This is a genomic window from Paenibacillus phoenicis, assembly GCF_034718895.1.
Lineage (GTDB): Bacteria > Bacillota > Bacilli > Paenibacillales > Paenibacillaceae > Fontibacillus > Fontibacillus phoenicis.
Map to the genome: position 1 here is coordinate 36,276 of NZ_JAYERP010000002.1, position 17,329 is coordinate 53,604.

Genomic DNA, 17,329 nt, shown 5'->3' on the forward strand with positions numbered 1-17,329 from the left:
ACACTTTGGGTTAGTAGCGGTTTGCCAAGGCTTTAAGCCGGCGCCACCGACTTCTGCAAGCTTGGGGTTGGAATCCGGATTTGAACCATCGCTCCGCCCAGCCCGGGTGCCGTCCCCAGGGAGATATCCCCGCCAAACCGGGCCACGATGTCGCGCACATGGGATAACCCAATCCCCGTCGCCGCGACGCCTTCCTCATCAAATTTGGTCGTAAAACCCGGTTCAAAGACCAGCTCCCGCTCGTCCTGCGGGAAGCCACTCCCGCTGTCGCTCACCGTGAGCAAGGTCCATCCCGCCTGCTCGCGAACCTCCAAATGAATCTGCCCCTGGCCCTGGATCGCCTCCACCGCATTGGCCGTCAAGTTCCCCAGCAGCGTAAGCAAGGGAATGTAGTTGGCGGTGTCGTAATCCAGGGTGATTTTCTGCGTAAAAACGACCTGCTTTCCCAACATATCGGCATACTGCCGCGTACTGTCGATGGTATATTGGACCAAGCTCGACAACGGCATATCCCCCGGGACTTCGCGGTCCGTCAACTTGATCAGCCCGGCCAAAATCCGCTGCGAATCCTTCTTCACCTCATGGATCTGCTCCGTCATCCCCAAGATGTGACGCTTGTGCTCCTCCAGGCCTTCTTCCGTTAACCGCCGGTACAACTCATAGCTGCGCAAGGTCAGCTCCTCCAGGGTGCCAATGGATTTCTTCAGGTAAAAGACCTCTCCATATAAACCGGAGCTAAAGCTAAGCATCTGCTCAATCCGCCGATTCTGCTCCTTCTGCACGATTCGCATCCGGCTGACGGAAATGCTGCTGTAAATCCCGGTAACAAAATACGTACGCAGCATGGCAATCATCATGAGAAACGTCCACTCGTTCAGTTTAAACGTAGCTGTGCCGGTCACAAGCAACCGAGTCAGCAGCTCCGACTCATTGGACATCAGGTCGATGACCGCGGTTACGGCCCCTAGCACCAAGGGATAGAAGCGGTCCAAACGCCGCTTGATCAGGGTCATCCCTAGGGCGAATACGATATAATACACCGCCGCCGAGCAATGCCTTGTCACGCTTTCAGCCACGGTCAAGCCGTTGCTCAGCACCTGATCCAATCCCGTACGAAACAGCAGCACCACTACGCCGGTTATGACGCCCGTGACGAGATACGGCAACTGCCGCAGCAGCAGCAAAAACAACAAAAACGCGCTGCTCCCCAGACCAATCCGAAAAATATCGCCAACAAACGGATTAATCTTCAGTTCCCCCGCCAAGGCCGTCCCGATCGCAACGACCACAATCTGAACGTAAGCGGATCTTTGAAAGGACTTTATGACAACGCTCCGCATCCCCGCTCCCCCGGATCCCGTGAGTTATTTTGCCCCTTATCGTACCACATCCGGAGAAGGATGACTATGCCTTATATACCATTATATGTTAGTGTTATGTCAGTTGATGCCTAGGCTCGCCGTGCCTCCAATTGCCTTGAGATCACCGAAAGCACAAAGTTGACGGTAAAATAGATCAACGCCACCAGCAGCAGAATCGGTATCGTATACGTGTAGCCGTGACCGATGACAATCCCGGCGTGGTGCATCAGCTCCGGCAAGGAGATGACCACGGCCAGCGACGTGTCCTTGAGCAGCGAGATGAACTGGCTCACTAATGGCGGCACCATCCGCCGCAAGCCTTGGGGCAGCACGATGTGCCATAGTGTCTGCACGGCGCTGAGTCCTGACGAACGGGCCGCTTCGATTTGCCCTTTGTCAATGGAGGCGAGACCGCTGCGCACGATTTCCGAGATCATCGCGGCCTCAAAGATCGTCAGCCCGGTCACCGTCGCGGCCACAAGCCCGAGCTTGATGCCGACCTCCGGCAAGGCAAATCGCATGAAGAAGATGATCAGCAGCAGAGGCAAATTGCGGATGAGCTCGACACCCACCAGCATGATCGGCGACAGCACGGGCAGCTTCGTATACCGAATCACGCCCACGATACAGCCAATCAGGAAGCTTAGCACGATGGACAGCCCGGCGACGATCAACGTCACGTATAGCCCATCCGCCAAGAAGCGCAAATTCTCCGCACTGTACGCCCCCGCAAAATCCATCGAACTTCAGGCCTCCTTTCAGTATTTTTTCTCAAGTCTTCGCTCCCACACCCTCACTCCATAACTTAAAGGCAAGGTCAGCACCAAATAGAACAACGCCACAAAAATATAAGTATCAAACGTCCGGTACGTATCGGCATTCACGATGTCGGCAAAATACATCAGGTCGAGCCCCGCCACGATTGTCAACACCGAGGAGTTTTTGATTAAATTGATAAACTGGTTCCCGAGCGGCGGAATAACCAGCTTGATCGCTTGCGGCAGGATAATATGCAGCATCGTCTGCACGTAGCTCAACCCGGACGAGCGGGCCGCCTCCGTTTGCCCTTGGGGGATGGCCAGAATCCCGGCGCGGATCGCTTCTGCAATGAACGAAGATGTGTATACCGCAAGCCCGATCGTTCCCGCCGTGAAACCGTCAAGCGGTAAACCTAAAGCTGCTGGCCCATAATAGAAAATGTATACGACAAGCAGCAGCGGAATATTGCGGATAAATTCCACGTAACCTGTTCCGAACCAGCGCAGGGGCCGGACGGGGGCGATGCGGAACACAGCGATTAAGGCGCCCAGCACGAAGCTTCCCACCAGCGCCAGCAAGCTGGATAGCACCGTTCCCCGGAACCCTTCCAGGTACACGTCAAAATAGTCAGTTAGAATCGTAAAATCCATAACGAATTATTCGCCCGGCTTCTTGCCGATCCATTTTTCGTAAATCTTGTCGTACTCTCCGCTGTCGTGAAGCTCCTTCAATGTATCGTTTATTGCCTGCACAATGTCCGAGTTGCCTTTCTGCACCGCAATGCCGTAAGGTTCATCGGTAAACGGCTTGCCGACCACCTCATAATTCGGATCTTGGGCAGCCATACCGTAAAGAATCGCATCATCCGTTGTCAGCGCATCGCCTTGCCCCGCCTTCAGGGCGTTAAACGCATCCTGATAGTTATCGAACTCCAGCACCTTGATACCTTCCACTTTCTCGCGGATATTTTTCACCGAGGTTGAGCCTTTGCTGCCCAGCACCGTCGAATCGGCCGTCAGGCTTTCGATGCCTGTGATCGGGCTGCCCTTTTTCACCAGCAGCGACTGCCCTGCCTGGAAGTAGACGTCGGAGAAATCGACTTCCTTCTTCCGCTCCTCGGTAATCGTCATCGTAGCTACGATCATGTCGATCTCACCGTTATTCAGCATCGGAATCCGCGTCTTCGAAGTGACTTCCTTCAGCTCCAGCGCGTTTTCATCGCCGAGAATGTGCTTAGCGATCGCCTTGGAGATATCGATGTCGAAGCCCTCGACGTTGCCGGTGGACGGGTCTTTGAGACCAAACAGCTTCGTGTCGTACTTCACACCAACCACCAGTTTGCCGCGATCCTTGATTTTCGCCAAAGCTCCGGTTCCGCTCTCCCCGGTTGCCGGAGCGGCATTCCCGCCGTTCCCGGCTGTGTTGCCGCCTGCCCCATTACTTGCACATCCGGCCAGCACCGTCAACGCACATACCACCGCAATACTGATTAGCCTCCAACGCTTCTTCATTTCTCTTCCTCCCCTTGATTATCGATTAATTTAGTGGCTCAACAGACGGCTCAGGAACGCACGCGTCCGCTCTTCCCGCGGGTTCGCGAAGAACTCCTCCGGCCCTGCTTCCTCCACGATTTGCCCTTGATCCATAAAAACAATCCGGTCCGCCACCTCCCGGGCAAACCCCATCTCATGCGTGACCACCACCATCGTCATGCCTTCGCGGGCGAGCGTCCGCATGACATCCAGCACCTCGCCTACCATTTCCGGATCCAGCGCCGAGGTGGGTTCGTCGAATAGCATAATCTTCGGCTTCATCGCCAGCCCCCGGGCGATCGCCACCCGTTGCCGCTGCCCGCCCGACAGTTGGGACGGATACGCGGACGCCTTATCGGCGATGCCCACCTTCTCCAGATAAAACATCGCCGTCTGCTCAGCTTCCGCTTTGGAGATGCCCAGCACCTTAATTGGCGCCAGCGTGATATTGTCGATCACCTTTTTGTGCGGGTACAAATTAAAGTGCTGAAAGACCATTCCGATATCCCGGCGCAGCTTATTGATATCTGTCTTGCGGTCATGGACCGGGAGGCCGCCTACCGTCAGCTCGCCGTTCGTAATCGTCTCCAGCCGGTTAATGCAGCGCAGCATCGTGCTTTTCCCTGAACCCGACGGGCCAACAACGACCACGACTTCCCCTTCCTCAACTTGTAAATTAATCCCCTTCAGTACATGAAAATGACCAAAATGCTTATCTACCTGTCGAAAGCGAATCAACGGCAGCCCTCCTTTCGACCGCACATCCCTGAAGTCGATGTGAGTAATCGTAACATTTGAACATAACCTTACTTTGGAGACTATAAAAAACTACAATTCCCTACACGCCGACTAGAAAATCGCCCAAAAAAATTTGGGCATCTTCCTCAATCCTGTCGGACAAGCGTTAGTTTTCCTTACAGGAATCTTCCTTGATGGAGTTGAAGGAGTTAAGTTCTACACACGCCAAAAGTTCTAACGCTTGGGTTAGACGCTATTTGCGCTAAAATCGGAGCGTGCAACTTGTAACGCTTATGGGAGAGCTTATTTCGGAGTTTTCTCCCGAAAAAGGCGGCTCCCGACTCAAATAAGCACGCTGGTCAGCGTTAGAAAAAAAATCTAGTGTTTTTCGCCTCAATAAGCTTTCTGGCAAGCGTTAAAACCGATACCCAGCACAACATGCTTCCAACAAGCAAAAAAGCCCAACCGAAATGATTCGGTCAGGCTTCTTGTAACAAGCTGGCTCTTATTATTTCACGACGAGCACCGGGATCCGGGCATGCTGGACGACGTTATGGCTGACGCTGCCAAGCACGAATTCGCGGATGCCGCCCAGTCCGCGGCTGCCAATGACGATCAGATCCGCCCCGCTCTTCTGAGCGTACTCCAGAATCGTCTCTGCCGGAGCCCCTTGAACCATTTCGACTTTAGGCTCCAGACCTGCGGCCACAACGCGTTTCTTCGCTTCCTCTACCGTTCTCTCTGCGAGCTCATAGAAATCCTTGTTCATGGAAGCAGGTACCGGCACAAAGCCCTCGGCCACGTAAAAACGCGGGAAGTCGTACACATGCAGGACCTCCAGCTTGGCTTCGGGCGTCGTTTTGCACAACTCAATGGCTTTGTCCAGCGCTTTGTTTGCTGCTTTCGAACCGTCGTACGCGGCTAAAATCTTATGGAATAGCATGGAAAGCACCTCACTTGTCCCAAGAGTTTATATCATAAAATACCCATAAAGTACGGCGTTGAAAAGAAGCAGCAGCGGAATGCCCACCCGGAAGCTGAAGTGCTTCGTTTTATGGCGTTTGGTATTCATGGCAACCAGTACACCCAGCGCTCCGCCCAGTGCAGCAAGCAGAAACAGCGTTCGCTCCGGGATCCGTTCACGTCTCTGCCTCGCCCGCCTCTTGTCATCGGACATCACCAGATAGGCGACCGCATTGATAAATAGAAACCATACGAGTAACCCCGTCCTCATCTTCGCCGCCCCCTTCGAGCCCATTGCTCGGTTATTGCTTAGTATTTCCTCTTAATGGATAAATCTATTATACCTCAATCCAGAGCAATCGGCATCTTGAAGCCAATACGCCTCATACTAAAGAAAGCTCCCCGAAACGGGGAGCTGCGGACGCATAAACATTAGGATTCGTTCTTTGAAATTCCGTTCAGATTGGGCGCATATTCAGCCTGTTTCTTTGGCTTGGCCGCGATGGATGGTTCCATCAGGCTCGACTTGTTCTGCTGGTTCTCGGTCTTCCGCGCTTTATGATGCGGCACCCTCATCACCTCCGCTACTTAGCGTCCCGTAAATGCTGCCGATTTATTCAGGGTTGGGCTGCCACCATCCTGTGATCGGGGTTAATCGTCGCCCTTTTTCTTCAGCGCCGCCTTCAGCAGTTCACCGAGATTGATGCCGCCGGACTCCTGCTTCTGGGCATACTGCTTCACGAGCCGTTGCTGCTCGCGCTTGCTCATATGCTTATCCTTGTCTTTCCCGAGCACCTCGGTGATCCCGCAGGACAGGCACTGCACATACTTGCCGGCTTTGCCTTCCTTGAGCTCCATCTTCTTGTGGCATTGCGGACAACGACGGTTGGACAGACGTTTCTCGCCGGATCGGCGATAACCGCAATCCTCGCTGGGGCAGACCAGCATCAAGCCGCGCCCGGTCTTCTTCTCAAGCAGCCTTGTCCCGCATTCCGGGCAATGGCTGTTGGAGACGTTATGCGGCTTATACGTCGCATCACTGCGCTTCACGCCTTGCACCAGGTTGATCGCCATCTCACGGATTCCGCTGAGGAACGGCCCCGGCTGACCTTGCCCGCGGGCGATCCGTTCCAGCTCAGCTTCCCAGCGGGCCGTCAGCTCCGGCGTACGCAAATCAGCCGGCGCCAGCTCGATGAGCTGCTTCCCTTTGCCGGTCGGATGCAGGTAATTCCCTTGCCGCTCGATCGTGTCGGAGCTGATCAGCTTCTCGATGATGTCCGCCCGCGTTGCCGGCGTGCCCAGCCCATGCTTCTCCATTTGGGTCAGCAGGGCAGCTTCTGTGTAGCGCTTCGGCGGCTGGGTCCGTCCCGGCGTCACGCGGCAGCGCTGCACCTTCACCGCCTCACCTTGAGTGAGCTCCGGCAGCACGGAGCCGCTCTCGGCATCGTCCTCGCCGCCTTCTTCCTCTTCCATGACCTGCCCGTCATAAACCGCCCGCCATCCGGCATCCTTAATCGTCGTCCCCTTGGCATGCAGCGTCTCCCCCGCAATTTGCACCGTCACGCTAACTTGATCAAACCTTGCCGGCGGATAAAATAAACTGATAAATCGCCGAACAATTAAATCGTAGAGCTTACGTTCATCCGTGTTCAGCGCGTTCAACAGCACCGTTTGTTCCGTTGGAATAATCGCATGGTGGTCGGTGACCTTGCTGTCGTCAACCACCCGCTTGCTCAGATGCAAAGAACCCCGCAGCAACGGCCGCGCCAAACTCGCGTAAGGGCCGACAGCCACACTCGTCAGGCGCTCCTTGAGCGTATCCGTCATATCCGAAGTCAAATACCGCGAATCGGTCCGCGGATACGTTACTAACTTATGCTGCTCGTAGAGCCGTTGCAGCACGTTAGAGGTCTGCTTGGCCGAAAAGCCCAGAAGTCGGTTGGCATCCCGCTGCAGCTCGGTCAAATCGTATGCCAGCGGATGGGGCACGGTTTTTTCATGCTTAACCAGCTTAACGATTTGGCCGGAAGCGCCCTCCAGTTTCTGTTTCAACACATTTAACTTCTCCGGGTCAAAAATACGCGCATCGCCGTTCCCGCCGCGCCATACCGCCTCAAACTTGCCGAAGTCCGCGCGCAGCACATGATACTCCTCCGAGCGGAAGCGGAGAATTTCATTCTCCCGCTGCATGATCATGCCAAGTGTCGGCGTCTGCACCCGTCCAGCCGAGAGTGGCGCGCCAAACTTGGTGGTCAGCGCCCGGGTCACGTTCAGCCCCACCATCCAGTCGGCTTCGGCCCGGCAGCGCGCCGATTGGTACAAGCGCTCATATTGATTGCCCGGCTTCAGCGACGCGAACCCTTCCTTGATCGCTTTGTCCGTTTGCGACGAAATCCACAACCGCTTAAATGGCTTATTCCATTTAGCCATTTCCATAATCCAGCGGGCGAGCAGCTCGCCTTCGCGGGCGGCGTCCGTCGCCACGATCAGCTCGCCGATATCCTGACGGCGCATCAGCTGCTGCACCGCCTTAAACTGGTGGCTGGTCTCGCGCAGCACCTTGAGCTTCATTTTTTCCGGTAAAATCGGCAAATCCTCCAGCGCCCACGTGGCATATTTCTTATCATAATCCTCCGGCTCGGCCAATCCCACCAGATGGCCTAATGCCCAGGTCACTACATATTTGGACCCTTCAAAATGGCTTTTATGCTTATCCCGGCTGCCGATGACTCGCGCGATCTCTCTGGCAACCGAGGGCTTCTCGGCTAATACCAACGTTTTCATAAGTTCGATCGGACACTCCTTTCCACTGAACCATTATAGCATTCAAGCAACAGTTGCTTGAAATTTAAAACATGATATACTCATGTTTAGTACCAGGTACTAATATCTGATCACAAAAAAATCCTTCTCGACCTAAAGGAGTGATACCGATGGCCATACAAACACCCCCATCCAAGGCCCGCATTACCGCTCTTGGAACCTATGTTCCTGAAAAAATCCTGACCAACGCGGATTTGGAGCAGCTCGTGGATACGAGCAACGAGTGGATTGTGCAGCGCACGGGGATTAAGGAAAGACATATTACCGCCGAGAATGAGTTCACCTCCCACCTAAGTATTAAGGCGGTGGAGCGGCTTCGCGAGACGTACAAGACTTCGCTGGACGACGTCGACTTCATCATCACCTCGACGACAACGCCGGATTATTCGTTTCCGACCGTGTCTTGCCGGATTCAGGAGCATTTTGGCATGGAACAGGCGGGAGCGATTGATTTAAACGCAACCTGCGCCGGGTTCGCTTATGCTCTTCATTTGGCGAACGGCATGATCAGCGCCGGTCTGCATCGCAAAATCCTTGTCGTGGCCGGGGAAACGATGTCCAAAATCACCGACTATACCGACCGCAGCACCTGCATCCTGTTCGGGGACGGAGCCGGAGCTGTGCTGGTCGAGGCAACTTCTGAGGCTGAAGCCGAATGGCCGGGTTTCGAATCGTTTGTTCTCGGAACCAACGGCGCCGGCGGCATCCATGTGTACCGCACCGGTCTGTCGGATCAAATGAACGGGCAGCCCCTCGAAGGCAAAGGCAAAATCGTACAAAACGGCCGCGAGGTGTTCAAATGGGCCGTCCGAACCGTGACCGCCGGAATTGAGCAACTGCTGGAGCAGGCGGGTCTGGCTCGCGAGGACATCGACTGGTTTGTGCCGCATAGCGCTAACCTGCGCATGATCGAGTCAATCTGCGAGAAAGCGGATCTCCCTCTCGCCAAAACCCTGCAAAGCGTGCAGGACATGGGAAATACGTCCTCTGCCTCCATCCCGCTGGCGTTGCAGGCCGGCGTTGACGCGGGCCGCTTGAAATATGGCGACCGCGTGCTGGTGTACGGCTTTGGCAGCGGCTTAACCCATGCCGGCTTGATCCTGCGCTGGGGTGCGTGATCTGTCTGTCCGCACGGCCCTTTGCGTCATTATCCCTTTTGGTAAGGGAGTATGCTGGGGCTTCAATTCACTTGACTCTAACTTCTATCTGACCAAACGGGATCATCCTGCAAAGCGCCGGGCGGAAGAGGTGAAGCCTCAGCTCTTCTGCTCCTCTGCTCTTGATCTCCGTTTCGGAGCGTTCCCTTTTCAACCTGCAGGCTTCCAGGTACAATAACAGGAGTCATTCATTACGATCCGCCCCATCTTGTGTCCGAAGGAGATGCCGTACGATGCCTACTCTCAGAGAACTGTTTACCGATCTGGACTTTCAGGAAGCGTTGGACCGGAAGCTGCGCGTCCGCGTATTCCGCGACGATCACATGATCGATAACGGCAGCATTATTGTCCGTTTCACAGATGACACCATTATCACGCAGGCTGGAGTAGACGAGTTGTCCTACCATCCACGCCGGGAATGCCAATTTTTTGAGTTAAAAAAATAACTCCAAGGGACGGCAACCGAGCGAGCTCTCTCCGGGTTCGTCCCTTTCACTTTGGCTGCCCCGCCGTCGGGAGAACCGCATTTTCCGTCTTCATGTTAGGCGTTTCTTTGCCGTAGCGAATAAAGATCCATACGCCGCATAAGATGAGCACGCCCGCCGACAGCTGCAGCGGAGTTAAGCTTTCCTTCAGCAGCAACCAGGCCAGCAGTGAGGCAAATACCGGCTCGCCGAGAACGGCCATTGACACTGCAGAAGCGCTGAGATATTTCATCAGCCAGTTAAACAGATAATGCCCGAATAACGTAGGAACGATCGCCAGCAGAAGGAAAATGCCCCATTCCCTCGGCTCATAGCCGGTAAACCGGATGCCGGCAGCTACGTTGTATACGGCCATTGACGTTCCCGCCACGGCAAACACGAGGAAGTTATAAACAAACGCGCTGATCGTCTGTAGCAGCTGCTTGCCGACCAGGATATGAATCGCGACCGCAATCGTCCCGAGCAGAGAGAGCAAATCTCCGGTCACGGCCTTGCCGGACAAGGCGAAATCTCCGGAGCCGATCGCGATCGAGCCGATACATGCCAGCGTAATACCGAGGATCATCGCTTTATTGATTTTTGCCCCAAACAAGAAGAACGACCCGAACATCACGATGATGGGCTCCAGTGTCAGAAGGACCGTGGAGCTTGCGACCGTCGTCAAGCGCAGCGAACCCATCCATAGCAGGAAATGCAGCCCCAGCATCAGCCCCGAAAACAAAAGACGCCCCCATTGCTTGCCAGTCAGTCGCGCAATTTCTCCCCGGTAGCGCCACAGCAGCGGCAGCATCAATACGTTCGTGATATACATCCGGTACATGGCAATCACCGACACTTCGGCATTGGACCAGCGGATGAAGATGGAAGAAAACGAGATGGCGATAATGCCGATCACGTAGAGGATTTCATATTTACCCATGGACTTCGTGGTGGTGTGCATATGCGTTAAGGTCCCATCTTTCTCATGAAATTTTGTCACCCGATCGGGCTGCAAACCACTTCATTATAGCGGAGTCACAGCCGTTCCTCAATCGAAAAAATAGACCCTAAGGATCTAGTAGAAGCAGCCCCTAATCTATCGTCAAAAAAAGATGAAGGAGGAGCTTTCTATGAAAAATTTAGATGTTCTGATCGGCGGCAACGACGTGGAATCGCTCATCGCGACCAACCAACGGTTAACGGCAGAACAAGTTCGGGAAATTCGCCGCAGCGGGACATGGCCCAGCGGATATCGCCTGATCTAAGCTTTAGGCTTATAATGGTTCCATATTATGTGTGCAGAGGATGTGTACGCCTTATGGAACCGATCGTATCCAAACGTTGGCTGTTAGCTAGAATGTATGAACCGGATCTCGTCATCGTCGATTGCCGCTTTGAGCTTGGGCAGCCGGAGGCCGGGCGTGCGGCCTACGACGCCGCACATATTCCCGGTGCCGTCTATCTTGATCTGGAACAGGATCTGTCGGCACCGGTCACCACGCATGGCGGGCGTCACCCGCTGCCCGCCCCGGACGAGTTGGCCGCGCGCTTCGCCCGCGCCGGCATCGGCAACGCCACCAGGGTGGTCGCCTACGACGACCAGGGAGGCATGAACGCCTCCCGCCTATGGTGGCTGCTGCGCTGGTTGGGCCATGACGAGGTCTACGTCATGGACGAGGGGTTCGCCGCCTGGCAAGCCGGCGGCTATCCCGTGACCGCAGAGCGGCGGACGATCGTCCCCGCCGCTTTCACCCCCTCGCCCCGGCCGCACCTGCTGGCCGGCGTCGAGGACGTCCGCCGGGCGCTGCGCGATCCCGGCATCCTGCTCGTGGACTCGCGCGCCGCGGATCGCTACGCCGGCTTGCAGGAGCCGCTCGACGTCAAGGCCGGCCACATTCCCGGGGCCATCAACCGGTTTTGGAAGCAGGTGCTGGATGACAGCGGCTCCTGGAAAAGCGAGGGCGAGCTGCGCGAGCAGCTGGCGCCGGTCATCGCCGCCCTCGACGAAGGCCGCGAGGCCATCGTCTACTGCGGCTCCGGCGTGAGCGCTTGCCCGAACGTGCTCGCCCTCTATCGGCTTGGCTACCCGCAGGTCAAACTGTACGCCGGCAGCTGGAGCGACTGGATTTCTTATCCCGAGAACCCCATCGCGACGGGGGAGGAATAAACGCCAGAATATGGGCCTAGGGACTTTACAAGGCTCGATTTTGGGATATAATATAGTTAGAATTCTAACTAAAGAGGTATCTAATCATGCATCAAAGCGAGCCTATTGAGTGGCAATGGGATAAGGGGCCCATTGGCCGACTGGTCAAGACGGGGTATATCACGCTGCGCAGGGAAGTCGAGGAATTGTTACATCCGCTGGGGTTAACACATACGCAATGGAGTGCGCTCGGCGTCATTCGTCAATATCCAGGAATCTCTCCCTCTCAACTGGAGCCGATTCTAATGATTGAACGTCCGAGCGTCACCAGCTTATTAAAAGGGTTGACGAACAAAGGACTCATCCGTTATAAGGACCATCCGCAAGACGGACGCTCTAAGCTGATTTTTTTGACGGAAGCGGGCAGCCAATTGGCGGAAGAGACGCAGCACTTCACGTCAGTTGTAGAAGAGCGAGTTAAAGCGGAGATGACGGCTGAAGAGTTCGACACCTTAAAGTCGCTCCTCACCAAAATGATCCGTACATTTGAAAAGCAGTAGATTTTTATTTGCACCCCTTTTGCGTCTATGTAGTTAGAATTCTAATTAAATTGCACTTAGGAGGCAAAGATGATGAAGAGATGGATGCGTATTGTTGGATGGATCGTCGTGGGTTTGACTTCATTGTTTTATATTCAGAGCGGTATTCAGAAGCTGGCGGGGACTGAAGAGATGATCCGGCACTTTCAAGAGATAGGTTATCCGGATTGGAGTCGAATCCTCATTGGCTTGGTGGAAATAGCAGGCGCGGTACTGCTGGTTTGGCCGCGCTTAACCTTGTACGCCGCGACAGCCCTTGGCCTCCTTATGATTGGCGCCGTAGTTTCCGAACTGTCGGCCGGTCAAGGTTTTGGCACCTTGATGGCTGCCCAGTGGTTGGTCGTATTGGTGCTGATCGCAGGGGTGCGCCTCAGAATTGTTTTCCAATCCAAATCTAAATCTAAGCGTGTTGAAAGCCATGCTTGAACCATTGGGCATAAGAAAAACGTCAATCGACGTACATTCAATGTAGACAGACCGCGTTTAGCGGAAGTTTTTCTTGCGATATCAGGATGTCAATGCCCCGAAGTTTATACTTTCTGATATCTTAAAAAATGGCGCCAGAAACCGGCGCCTTCACCATTTACAGATCCACTTCTACCATCGACTGGGCGGTCTCCGGATAATCGGTGATGATGCCGTCGATCGGATATTTGAGCACTTCCTTCATGTCCCTCCGGGTATTCACGGTCCACACCCAAACCTCGCGGCCGTCGGCATGGGCCTGGTTCACTAGGAAATCGGTTAACATCACCTGCTCAATCGTATAGAAATCGACGTCGAGCACCGATAGATCTCCGAGGGCGAAGAACAGAATTCGCCCGATCTTGATCTCGGGAGCCAATTCACGGATTCGGCCAAGCACTTCGCCGTCGAAGGATTGCACTCTCACCTCTTCCTCGGCTCCAGCTTCCTTGATGAGGCGGACAACCTCCTCCGCCAGCGCTTCACTAGGGGAGCCGTTGGGCTTCAGGTCCAGCAGCAGCTTGATTCGCCCTTGCGCCTCGGCGAGCACGCTGGACAACGAGGGGATATGTATCGGATAACCGTTCGCATCGATGCCGATGCTCAGTTGCTGCACTTCGTTGAAGCTCATATCCGCGATCCGCTTCCGCAAGCCTGTCATCCGTCGCAGGTCGGAATCGTGGTTTAACACAGCGACGCCATCCTTGGTCAACTGCACGTCCAACTCCACGACTTGAAGGCCTTTGTCGATCGCGGAGATCAGGGCAGGCAGCGAATTTTCCGGAGCATTCGACGTATCCCCGCGATGCACTGCGATCTGCACGTTCCATTTTGCGTAGACGAGACTCTCGTTCGCCCGCAAACCGATCAGCAGCGCTAGCGAAATATAAAGGGCCGCGCTTAGGACATACACCATCCTTTTCCACTTTAGCCCCTTCCACCAATCTACGATCTGGTTCTCCAGACGACCGATTCGGCTGCGGCGCACCTGCAGCTGATCCCTTGGCCGAATCCATTTTAAGCGGCCCAACGCATAATAAAGTCTCGTCAGCACGAACAGGTTGATTGGCAGCAGCAGAAGCTCCAGCAGATAAGCCAGTACCGTCGTAACCGGCAGTGAATAGTGCTGGGACACCAACGCAAGCACATCCAGATCAAGCCAGGAAGGGATGTGCCCAAGGGCAGTCACCACCGCGGAGGTGACCCCGACCACCGTACAGTTAAACAGAAGCAGCGTTCCAAACAGCCGCCACCGCCGACCTTGCGTCAGCTCATGGCTTTGGCGAACCGCCTGCCGGAGATTCATATCCTCGAGCACGATACAATGCAGGACGAAAATCCAGCGGAGCAAAGTATAGAGCAGCCCTGCGATCAGCACGAGATAAGCTACGGTCATGGTGAATGAGGCATCCAGCACTTGATTGTTCAAGAAGATCGGCACGTTAAACAACGCGTAAAACGAAGCCGACAGCGGCGAGTCCACAAACGGAATCAAGAGCAGCAACAACAGCAGCAGCTGGAATACGCCAAACCCGAACAGCTTGGGCATTTTATGCAGCACCGTTAACACAGCATCAGAAATGGCAATCGACTTGCCAAAAAAGCGCTGCTGAATCAGCACGATGAGGACCAACAATTCAATCAGCAGGGTAAAAGAGGCAACAAGCCCGATGAGAGTCAGCCCCGCCATACCTTTATAGCTCAACCCGATCCGGTAAACCTCCCCGTTCAACAGGGAACCGGAGCCGACCACCCGGAGAACCCGGTTGAACAGGAACGTCGTAACCGGCAGGACAAAGACGCTTGTGGCCAGCATATACAGCAGTTGAAACAGCAGCAGCTTACCGGAATACTTGCGGAAGTCACGGATGCTTCTGCCGATCAGTTTAAGCATGGACCCCCTTCCCTGTTCCATCAGGTCCACCGCGCAGCCCAAACCTTCATCTCATGACATATGACATGCAAGTCCATCCCCTTCGGCGTAAGCGTGTATTCGACCGTCACGGGAACGGTAGGATACACTGTACGCTCCAGTACGCCCTTCTCCTCCAGATGGCGCAACGTACTGGTTAACGCCCGTGGACTCACTTGAGGGATTCGGCGTTGCAGCTCCCCAAAGCGCAGCGTCCCTCCAAACAGCTCGCGGATCACGAGGAACGCCCATTTTCCTCCGAGGACGTCCAACGTTTTTTCGATATTGCATTCGATATGCTCCGGCGTTTTCGGAATGTAATTGCTAGCCTTGCGGATGCTGTTCATTCGTAAAAACCTCCCCTGGAAGTGTTGCTTTAGTGATGTATAAGAGTTGCTATTTCAGGCGATATAGGTTCGTTATAGGGCGCTATACTTTTTATAGTAAGTATCACAGATATAATTTAGTGAAGGAGTTTTCACTTCTTTCAATTGTATATGAACTTTTATAGAATGAAAATGGTTCCAACACAAATGCTCAAGGAGGATGATGAAACATGGAATATAGAAGACTAGGCGGAAGCGGCCTCAAAGTCAGTGAAATCAGCTTGGGAAGCTGGCTGACTTACGGCGGGTACGTCGAACGTGAAAACGCGGAGAAATCGATCAAAACCGCTTACGATCTAGGGATCAACTTCTTTGACACCGCCAATGTATACGAAAAAGGGGCCGCCGAAGAGCTGGTGGGCAAAGCGCTTAAAGCTTACCCCCGGGAATCCTATGTATTGGCTACGAAAGCGTTCTGGCCGATGGGGGATGGACCTAACGATCGCGGTTTGTCGCGGAAGCACGTCATGGAGCAGGTCCATGCCAGCCTGAAGCGTCTTGGCCATGATTATATCGATATCTTTTATTGCCACCGTCACGATCCGGAGACACCGCTTTACGAAACGCTGCGCACGATCGATGACCTGATCCGTCAAGGCAAAATCCTGTACGCCGGCGTCAGCGAATGGCAAGCCTCACAAATTGCGGAAGCTGTTGGCTTGGCCGATCGTTACCTGCTGGATCGCATCGTCGTGAATCAGCCGGTATATAACATGTTTAATCGTTATATCGAGAAGGAAGTCATCCCGGTCAGCGAACGTCACGGCATCGGCCAGGTGGTCTTCTCTCCGCTGGCTCAAGGTCTGCTAACCGGTAAATATACATCTGCAACCGATATTCCGCAGGACAGCCGTGCAGCCAAGCTGGAATGGGTTCGCAAAGGCATTACGGAAGAGAACATCGCCAAGGTGAAGCAGCTTGAGGGAATTGCCGCTGAACTTGGCATCACGGTAGGTAACCTGGCCCTGGCTTGGATTTTGCGCCAAAACAACGTGGCCAGCGCACTGGTTGGCGCCAGCCGTCCGGAACAGGTGATCGAGAACGCCAAAGCTTCCGGCATCAAACTAAGCGAGGACGTGCTGACGCGGATCGAAGAGATTCTGAACTAAGAAGGAGTCGAAGCAGCCATGGCTAAAGTCGTAGTTACCGGGGGAAGCGGAATGTTAGGGCGCTACGTTGTACGAGAATTCGTCGAACGCGGGTATGACGTGCTGAACGTAGACGTCCGGCCTTCGGAAGACCCGGTCTGTCCGACGTTGATCGCCGATCTGGAGCAGCTTGGCGAATGCTACAGCGCGCTGACCGGCGCGGACGCGGTTGTTCATCTCGCCGCGATTCCCGCCGCGCATATCCGCACGCCGGAGGTCACCTTTCTCAATAATGTGATGTCGACGTACAACATTTTGCAGGCTGCGGAAGGGCTGGGCATCCGCAAGGCGGTGATCGCCTCCAGCGAATCCTCCTACGGCATCGTCTTTGCGGTGCATCCGCCCGCCCCGAAATACGTGCCGGTGGATGAAGCGCACCCACAGCTCCCCGAGGACAGCTACGGCTTGTCCAAGGTGGTGAACGAGCTGACCGCGGACATGTTCCACCGCCGCACCGGAATGCAGATCGTATCGCTGCGGCTGGGCAACGTGATTCCGCCGGAACGCTATGCAACGTTCCCGTCCTTCATCCACGATCCGGCTCAGCGGGAACGCATCCTGTGGAGCTACATCGATACGCGCGATGCGGCAACCGCATGCCGGCTGGCCGTCGAAGCGGACGGCCTCGGCGCGGTGGCGCTGAACATCGCCGCGGACGACTCCAGCATGGCGATTCGCAGCCGGGAGCTGATGGCCGCCCGCTTCCCGGGCGTCACAGACTTCCGCGCGCCGCTGGAAGGGCACGAAACGCTGCTCAGCAACGAGAAAGCCAAACAACTGCTTGGATGGCAGCCTGTCCATTTCTGGCGGGATGAAGTTAAGCCATAAACCGCCTGCGGCTGTTCACGCAGAAGAACCCGGCTCCGCCGATACGGA

At 54.9% G+C, this 17,329-nt stretch carries 20 protein-coding genes; 8 read left to right on the forward strand and 12 right to left on the reverse strand.

Going from position 1 to position 17,329, the window contains the following annotated elements; all coding sequences use genetic code 11:
- Positions 1–32 precede the first annotated feature (32 nt).
- The 9 genes from U9M73_RS21590 to U9M73_RS21630 all read right to left on the reverse strand — a co-directional run bounded on the left by U9M73_RS21590 (position 33) and on the right by U9M73_RS21630 (position 8,137).
- Entirely contained in the window at positions 33–1,340 is a 1,308-nt protein-coding gene (locus U9M73_RS21590; protein WP_009224516.1) for an ATP-binding protein, read from the reverse strand.
- 110 nt (positions 1,341–1,450) lie between these two features.
- Positions 1,451–2,101: an amino acid ABC transporter permease gene (locus tag U9M73_RS21595; RefSeq protein WP_009224515.1), complete on the reverse strand. Its 651-nt coding sequence runs from the start codon at positions 2,099–2,101 to the stop codon at positions 1,451–1,453.
- A gap of 18 nt (positions 2,102–2,119) precedes the next feature.
- Positions 2,120–2,770, reverse strand: coding sequence for an amino acid ABC transporter permease (locus tag U9M73_RS21600; protein WP_009224514.1), 651 nt, complete (start codon positions 2,768–2,770; stop codon positions 2,120–2,122).
- A 6-nt stretch (positions 2,771–2,776) separates the two neighbouring features.
- Positions 2,777–3,631, reverse strand: a complete 855-nt coding sequence (locus U9M73_RS21605; RefSeq protein WP_260070685.1) for a glutamate ABC transporter substrate-binding protein — start codon at positions 3,629–3,631, stop codon at positions 2,777–2,779.
- A 30-nt stretch (positions 3,632–3,661) separates the two neighbouring features.
- Positions 3,662–4,390, reverse strand: coding sequence for an amino acid ABC transporter ATP-binding protein (locus U9M73_RS21610; RefSeq protein WP_036644873.1), 729 nt, complete (start codon positions 4,388–4,390; stop codon positions 3,662–3,664).
- Between the two features lie 508 nt (positions 4,391–4,898).
- The gene (locus U9M73_RS21615; RefSeq protein WP_009224511.1) at positions 4,899–5,333 is read right to left on the reverse strand and encodes a universal stress protein; all 435 of its coding nucleotides are present in this window, start codon (positions 5,331–5,333) and stop codon (positions 4,899–4,901) included.
- A gap of 27 nt (positions 5,334–5,360) precedes the next feature.
- Positions 5,361–5,624 carry a DUF1294 domain-containing protein gene (locus tag U9M73_RS21620; protein WP_036644872.1) on the reverse strand — a complete coding sequence of 88 codons (264 nt, stop codon included), beginning with the start codon at positions 5,622–5,624 and terminating at the stop codon, positions 5,361–5,363.
- Between the two features lie 161 nt (positions 5,625–5,785).
- Positions 5,786–5,923, reverse strand: a complete 138-nt coding sequence (locus tag U9M73_RS21625) for a hypothetical protein (RefSeq protein WP_198136182.1) — start codon at positions 5,921–5,923, stop codon at positions 5,786–5,788.
- Positions 5,924–6,004: 81 nt separating this feature from the next.
- Complete coding sequence (locus U9M73_RS21630) at positions 6,005–8,137, reverse strand: DNA topoisomerase III (protein ID WP_323079231.1); 2,133 nt, start codon at positions 8,135–8,137, stop codon at positions 6,005–6,007.
- Between the two features lie 149 nt (positions 8,138–8,286).
- On the opposite strand from U9M73_RS21630, the gene U9M73_RS21635 reads away from it, so the two are divergent.
- Both U9M73_RS21635 and U9M73_RS21640 read left to right on the forward strand, forming a co-directional pair.
- Positions 8,287–9,294 carry a ketoacyl-ACP synthase III gene (locus U9M73_RS21635; RefSeq protein WP_260070686.1) on the forward strand — a complete coding sequence of 336 codons (1,008 nt, stop codon included), beginning with the start codon at positions 8,287–8,289 and terminating at the stop codon, positions 9,292–9,294.
- Positions 9,295–9,566: 272 nt separating this feature from the next.
- Positions 9,567–9,779, forward strand: coding sequence for a hypothetical protein (locus U9M73_RS21640; protein ID WP_009224505.1), 213 nt, complete (start codon positions 9,567–9,569; stop codon positions 9,777–9,779).
- A gap of 46 nt (positions 9,780–9,825) precedes the next feature.
- On the opposite strand, the gene U9M73_RS21645 is transcribed toward U9M73_RS21640, so the two are convergent.
- Positions 9,826–10,758, reverse strand: coding sequence for a DMT family transporter (locus tag U9M73_RS21645; RefSeq protein ID WP_260070707.1), 933 nt, complete (start codon positions 10,756–10,758; stop codon positions 9,826–9,828).
- 169 nt (positions 10,759–10,927) lie between these two features.
- On the opposite strand from U9M73_RS21645, the gene U9M73_RS21650 reads away from it, so the two are divergent.
- The 4 genes from U9M73_RS21650 (at position 10,928) to U9M73_RS21665 (ending at position 12,968) form a co-directional block, all read left to right on the forward strand.
- Positions 10,928–11,062 carry a hypothetical protein gene (locus tag U9M73_RS21650; protein WP_260070709.1) on the forward strand — a complete coding sequence of 45 codons (135 nt, stop codon included), beginning with the start codon at positions 10,928–10,930 and terminating at the stop codon, positions 11,060–11,062.
- A 53-nt stretch (positions 11,063–11,115) separates the two neighbouring features.
- Complete coding sequence (locus U9M73_RS21655; RefSeq protein ID WP_260070687.1) at positions 11,116–11,964, forward strand: sulfurtransferase; 849 nt, start codon at positions 11,116–11,118, stop codon at positions 11,962–11,964.
- A gap of 86 nt (positions 11,965–12,050) precedes the next feature.
- Positions 12,051–12,503, forward strand: a complete 453-nt coding sequence (locus tag U9M73_RS21660) for a MarR family winged helix-turn-helix transcriptional regulator (protein WP_323079233.1) — start codon at positions 12,051–12,053, stop codon at positions 12,501–12,503.
- Between the two features lie 72 nt (positions 12,504–12,575).
- Positions 12,576–12,968, forward strand: a complete 393-nt coding sequence (locus U9M73_RS21665; protein WP_260070688.1) for a DoxX family protein — start codon at positions 12,576–12,578, stop codon at positions 12,966–12,968.
- A gap of 157 nt (positions 12,969–13,125) precedes the next feature.
- On the opposite strand, the gene U9M73_RS21670 is transcribed toward U9M73_RS21665, so the two are convergent.
- Both U9M73_RS21670 and U9M73_RS21675 read right to left on the reverse strand, forming a co-directional pair.
- Entirely contained in the window at positions 13,126–14,901 is a 1,776-nt protein-coding gene (locus U9M73_RS21670; protein WP_260070689.1) for a glycerophosphodiester phosphodiesterase, read from the reverse strand.
- A 20-nt stretch (positions 14,902–14,921) separates the two neighbouring features.
- On the reverse strand, positions 14,922–15,266 hold the full coding sequence (locus U9M73_RS21675; RefSeq protein ID WP_009224498.1) for a winged helix-turn-helix transcriptional regulator: 345 nt from the start codon (positions 15,264–15,266) through the stop codon (positions 14,922–14,924).
- 209 nt (positions 15,267–15,475) lie between these two features.
- On the opposite strand from U9M73_RS21675, the gene U9M73_RS21680 reads away from it, so the two are divergent.
- Entirely contained in the window at positions 15,476–16,414 is a 939-nt protein-coding gene (locus tag U9M73_RS21680; protein WP_009224497.1) for an aldo/keto reductase family protein, read from the forward strand.
- 18 nt (positions 16,415–16,432) lie between these two features.
- Complete coding sequence (locus U9M73_RS21685; RefSeq protein ID WP_323079234.1) at positions 16,433–17,281, forward strand: NAD-dependent epimerase/dehydratase family protein; 849 nt, start codon at positions 16,433–16,435, stop codon at positions 17,279–17,281.
- The last annotated feature ends 48 nt before the right edge of the window (positions 17,282–17,329 follow it).

Excerpts from the sequence above, each read along its gene's own strand:
- U9M73_RS21590 (WP_009224516.1), bottom strand. The coding sequence starts at position 1,340 with ATGCGGAGCGTTGTCATAAAGTCCTTTCAAAGATCCGCTTACGTTCAG.
- U9M73_RS21595 (WP_009224515.1), bottom strand. The coding sequence starts at position 2,101 with ATGGATTTTGCGGGGGCGTACAGTGCGGAGAATTTGCGCTTCTTGGCG.
- U9M73_RS21600 (WP_009224514.1), bottom strand. The coding sequence starts at position 2,770 with ATGGATTTTACGATTCTAACTGACTATTTTGACGTGTACCTGGAAGGG.
- U9M73_RS21605 (WP_260070685.1), bottom strand. The coding sequence starts at position 3,631 with ATGAAGAAGCGTTGGAGGCTAATCAGTATTGCGGTGGTATGTGCGTTG.
- U9M73_RS21615 (WP_009224511.1), bottom strand. The coding sequence starts at position 5,333 with ATGCTATTCCATAAGATTTTAGCCGCGTACGACGGTTCGAAAGCAGCA.
- U9M73_RS21620 (WP_036644872.1), bottom strand. The coding sequence starts at position 5,624 with ATGAGGACGGGGTTACTCGTATGGTTTCTATTTATCAATGCGGTCGCC.
- U9M73_RS21630 (WP_323079231.1), bottom strand. The coding sequence starts at position 8,137 with ATGAAAACGTTGGTATTAGCCGAGAAGCCCTCGGTTGCCAGAGAGATC.
- U9M73_RS21635 (WP_260070686.1), top strand. The coding sequence starts at position 8,287 with ATGGCCATACAAACACCCCCATCCAAGGCCCGCATTACCGCTCTTGGA.
- U9M73_RS21640 (WP_009224505.1), top strand. The coding sequence starts at position 9,567 with ATGCCTACTCTCAGAGAACTGTTTACCGATCTGGACTTTCAGGAAGCG.
- U9M73_RS21645 (WP_260070707.1), bottom strand. The coding sequence starts at position 10,758 with ATGCACACCACCACGAAGTCCATGGGTAAATATGAAATCCTCTACGTG.
- U9M73_RS21650 (WP_260070709.1), top strand. The coding sequence starts at position 10,928 with ATGAAAAATTTAGATGTTCTGATCGGCGGCAACGACGTGGAATCGCTC.
- U9M73_RS21655 (WP_260070687.1), top strand. The coding sequence starts at position 11,116 with ATGGAACCGATCGTATCCAAACGTTGGCTGTTAGCTAGAATGTATGAA.
- U9M73_RS21660 (WP_323079233.1), top strand. The coding sequence starts at position 12,051 with ATGCATCAAAGCGAGCCTATTGAGTGGCAATGGGATAAGGGGCCCATT.
- U9M73_RS21665 (WP_260070688.1), top strand. The coding sequence starts at position 12,576 with ATGAAGAGATGGATGCGTATTGTTGGATGGATCGTCGTGGGTTTGACT.
- U9M73_RS21670 (WP_260070689.1), bottom strand. The coding sequence starts at position 14,901 with ATGCTTAAACTGATCGGCAGAAGCATCCGTGACTTCCGCAAGTATTCC.
- U9M73_RS21675 (WP_009224498.1), bottom strand. The coding sequence starts at position 15,266 with ATGAACAGCATCCGCAAGGCTAGCAATTACATTCCGAAAACGCCGGAG.
- U9M73_RS21680 (WP_009224497.1), top strand. The coding sequence starts at position 15,476 with ATGGAATATAGAAGACTAGGCGGAAGCGGCCTCAAAGTCAGTGAAATC.
- U9M73_RS21685 (WP_323079234.1), top strand. The coding sequence starts at position 16,433 with ATGGCTAAAGTCGTAGTTACCGGGGGAAGCGGAATGTTAGGGCGCTAC.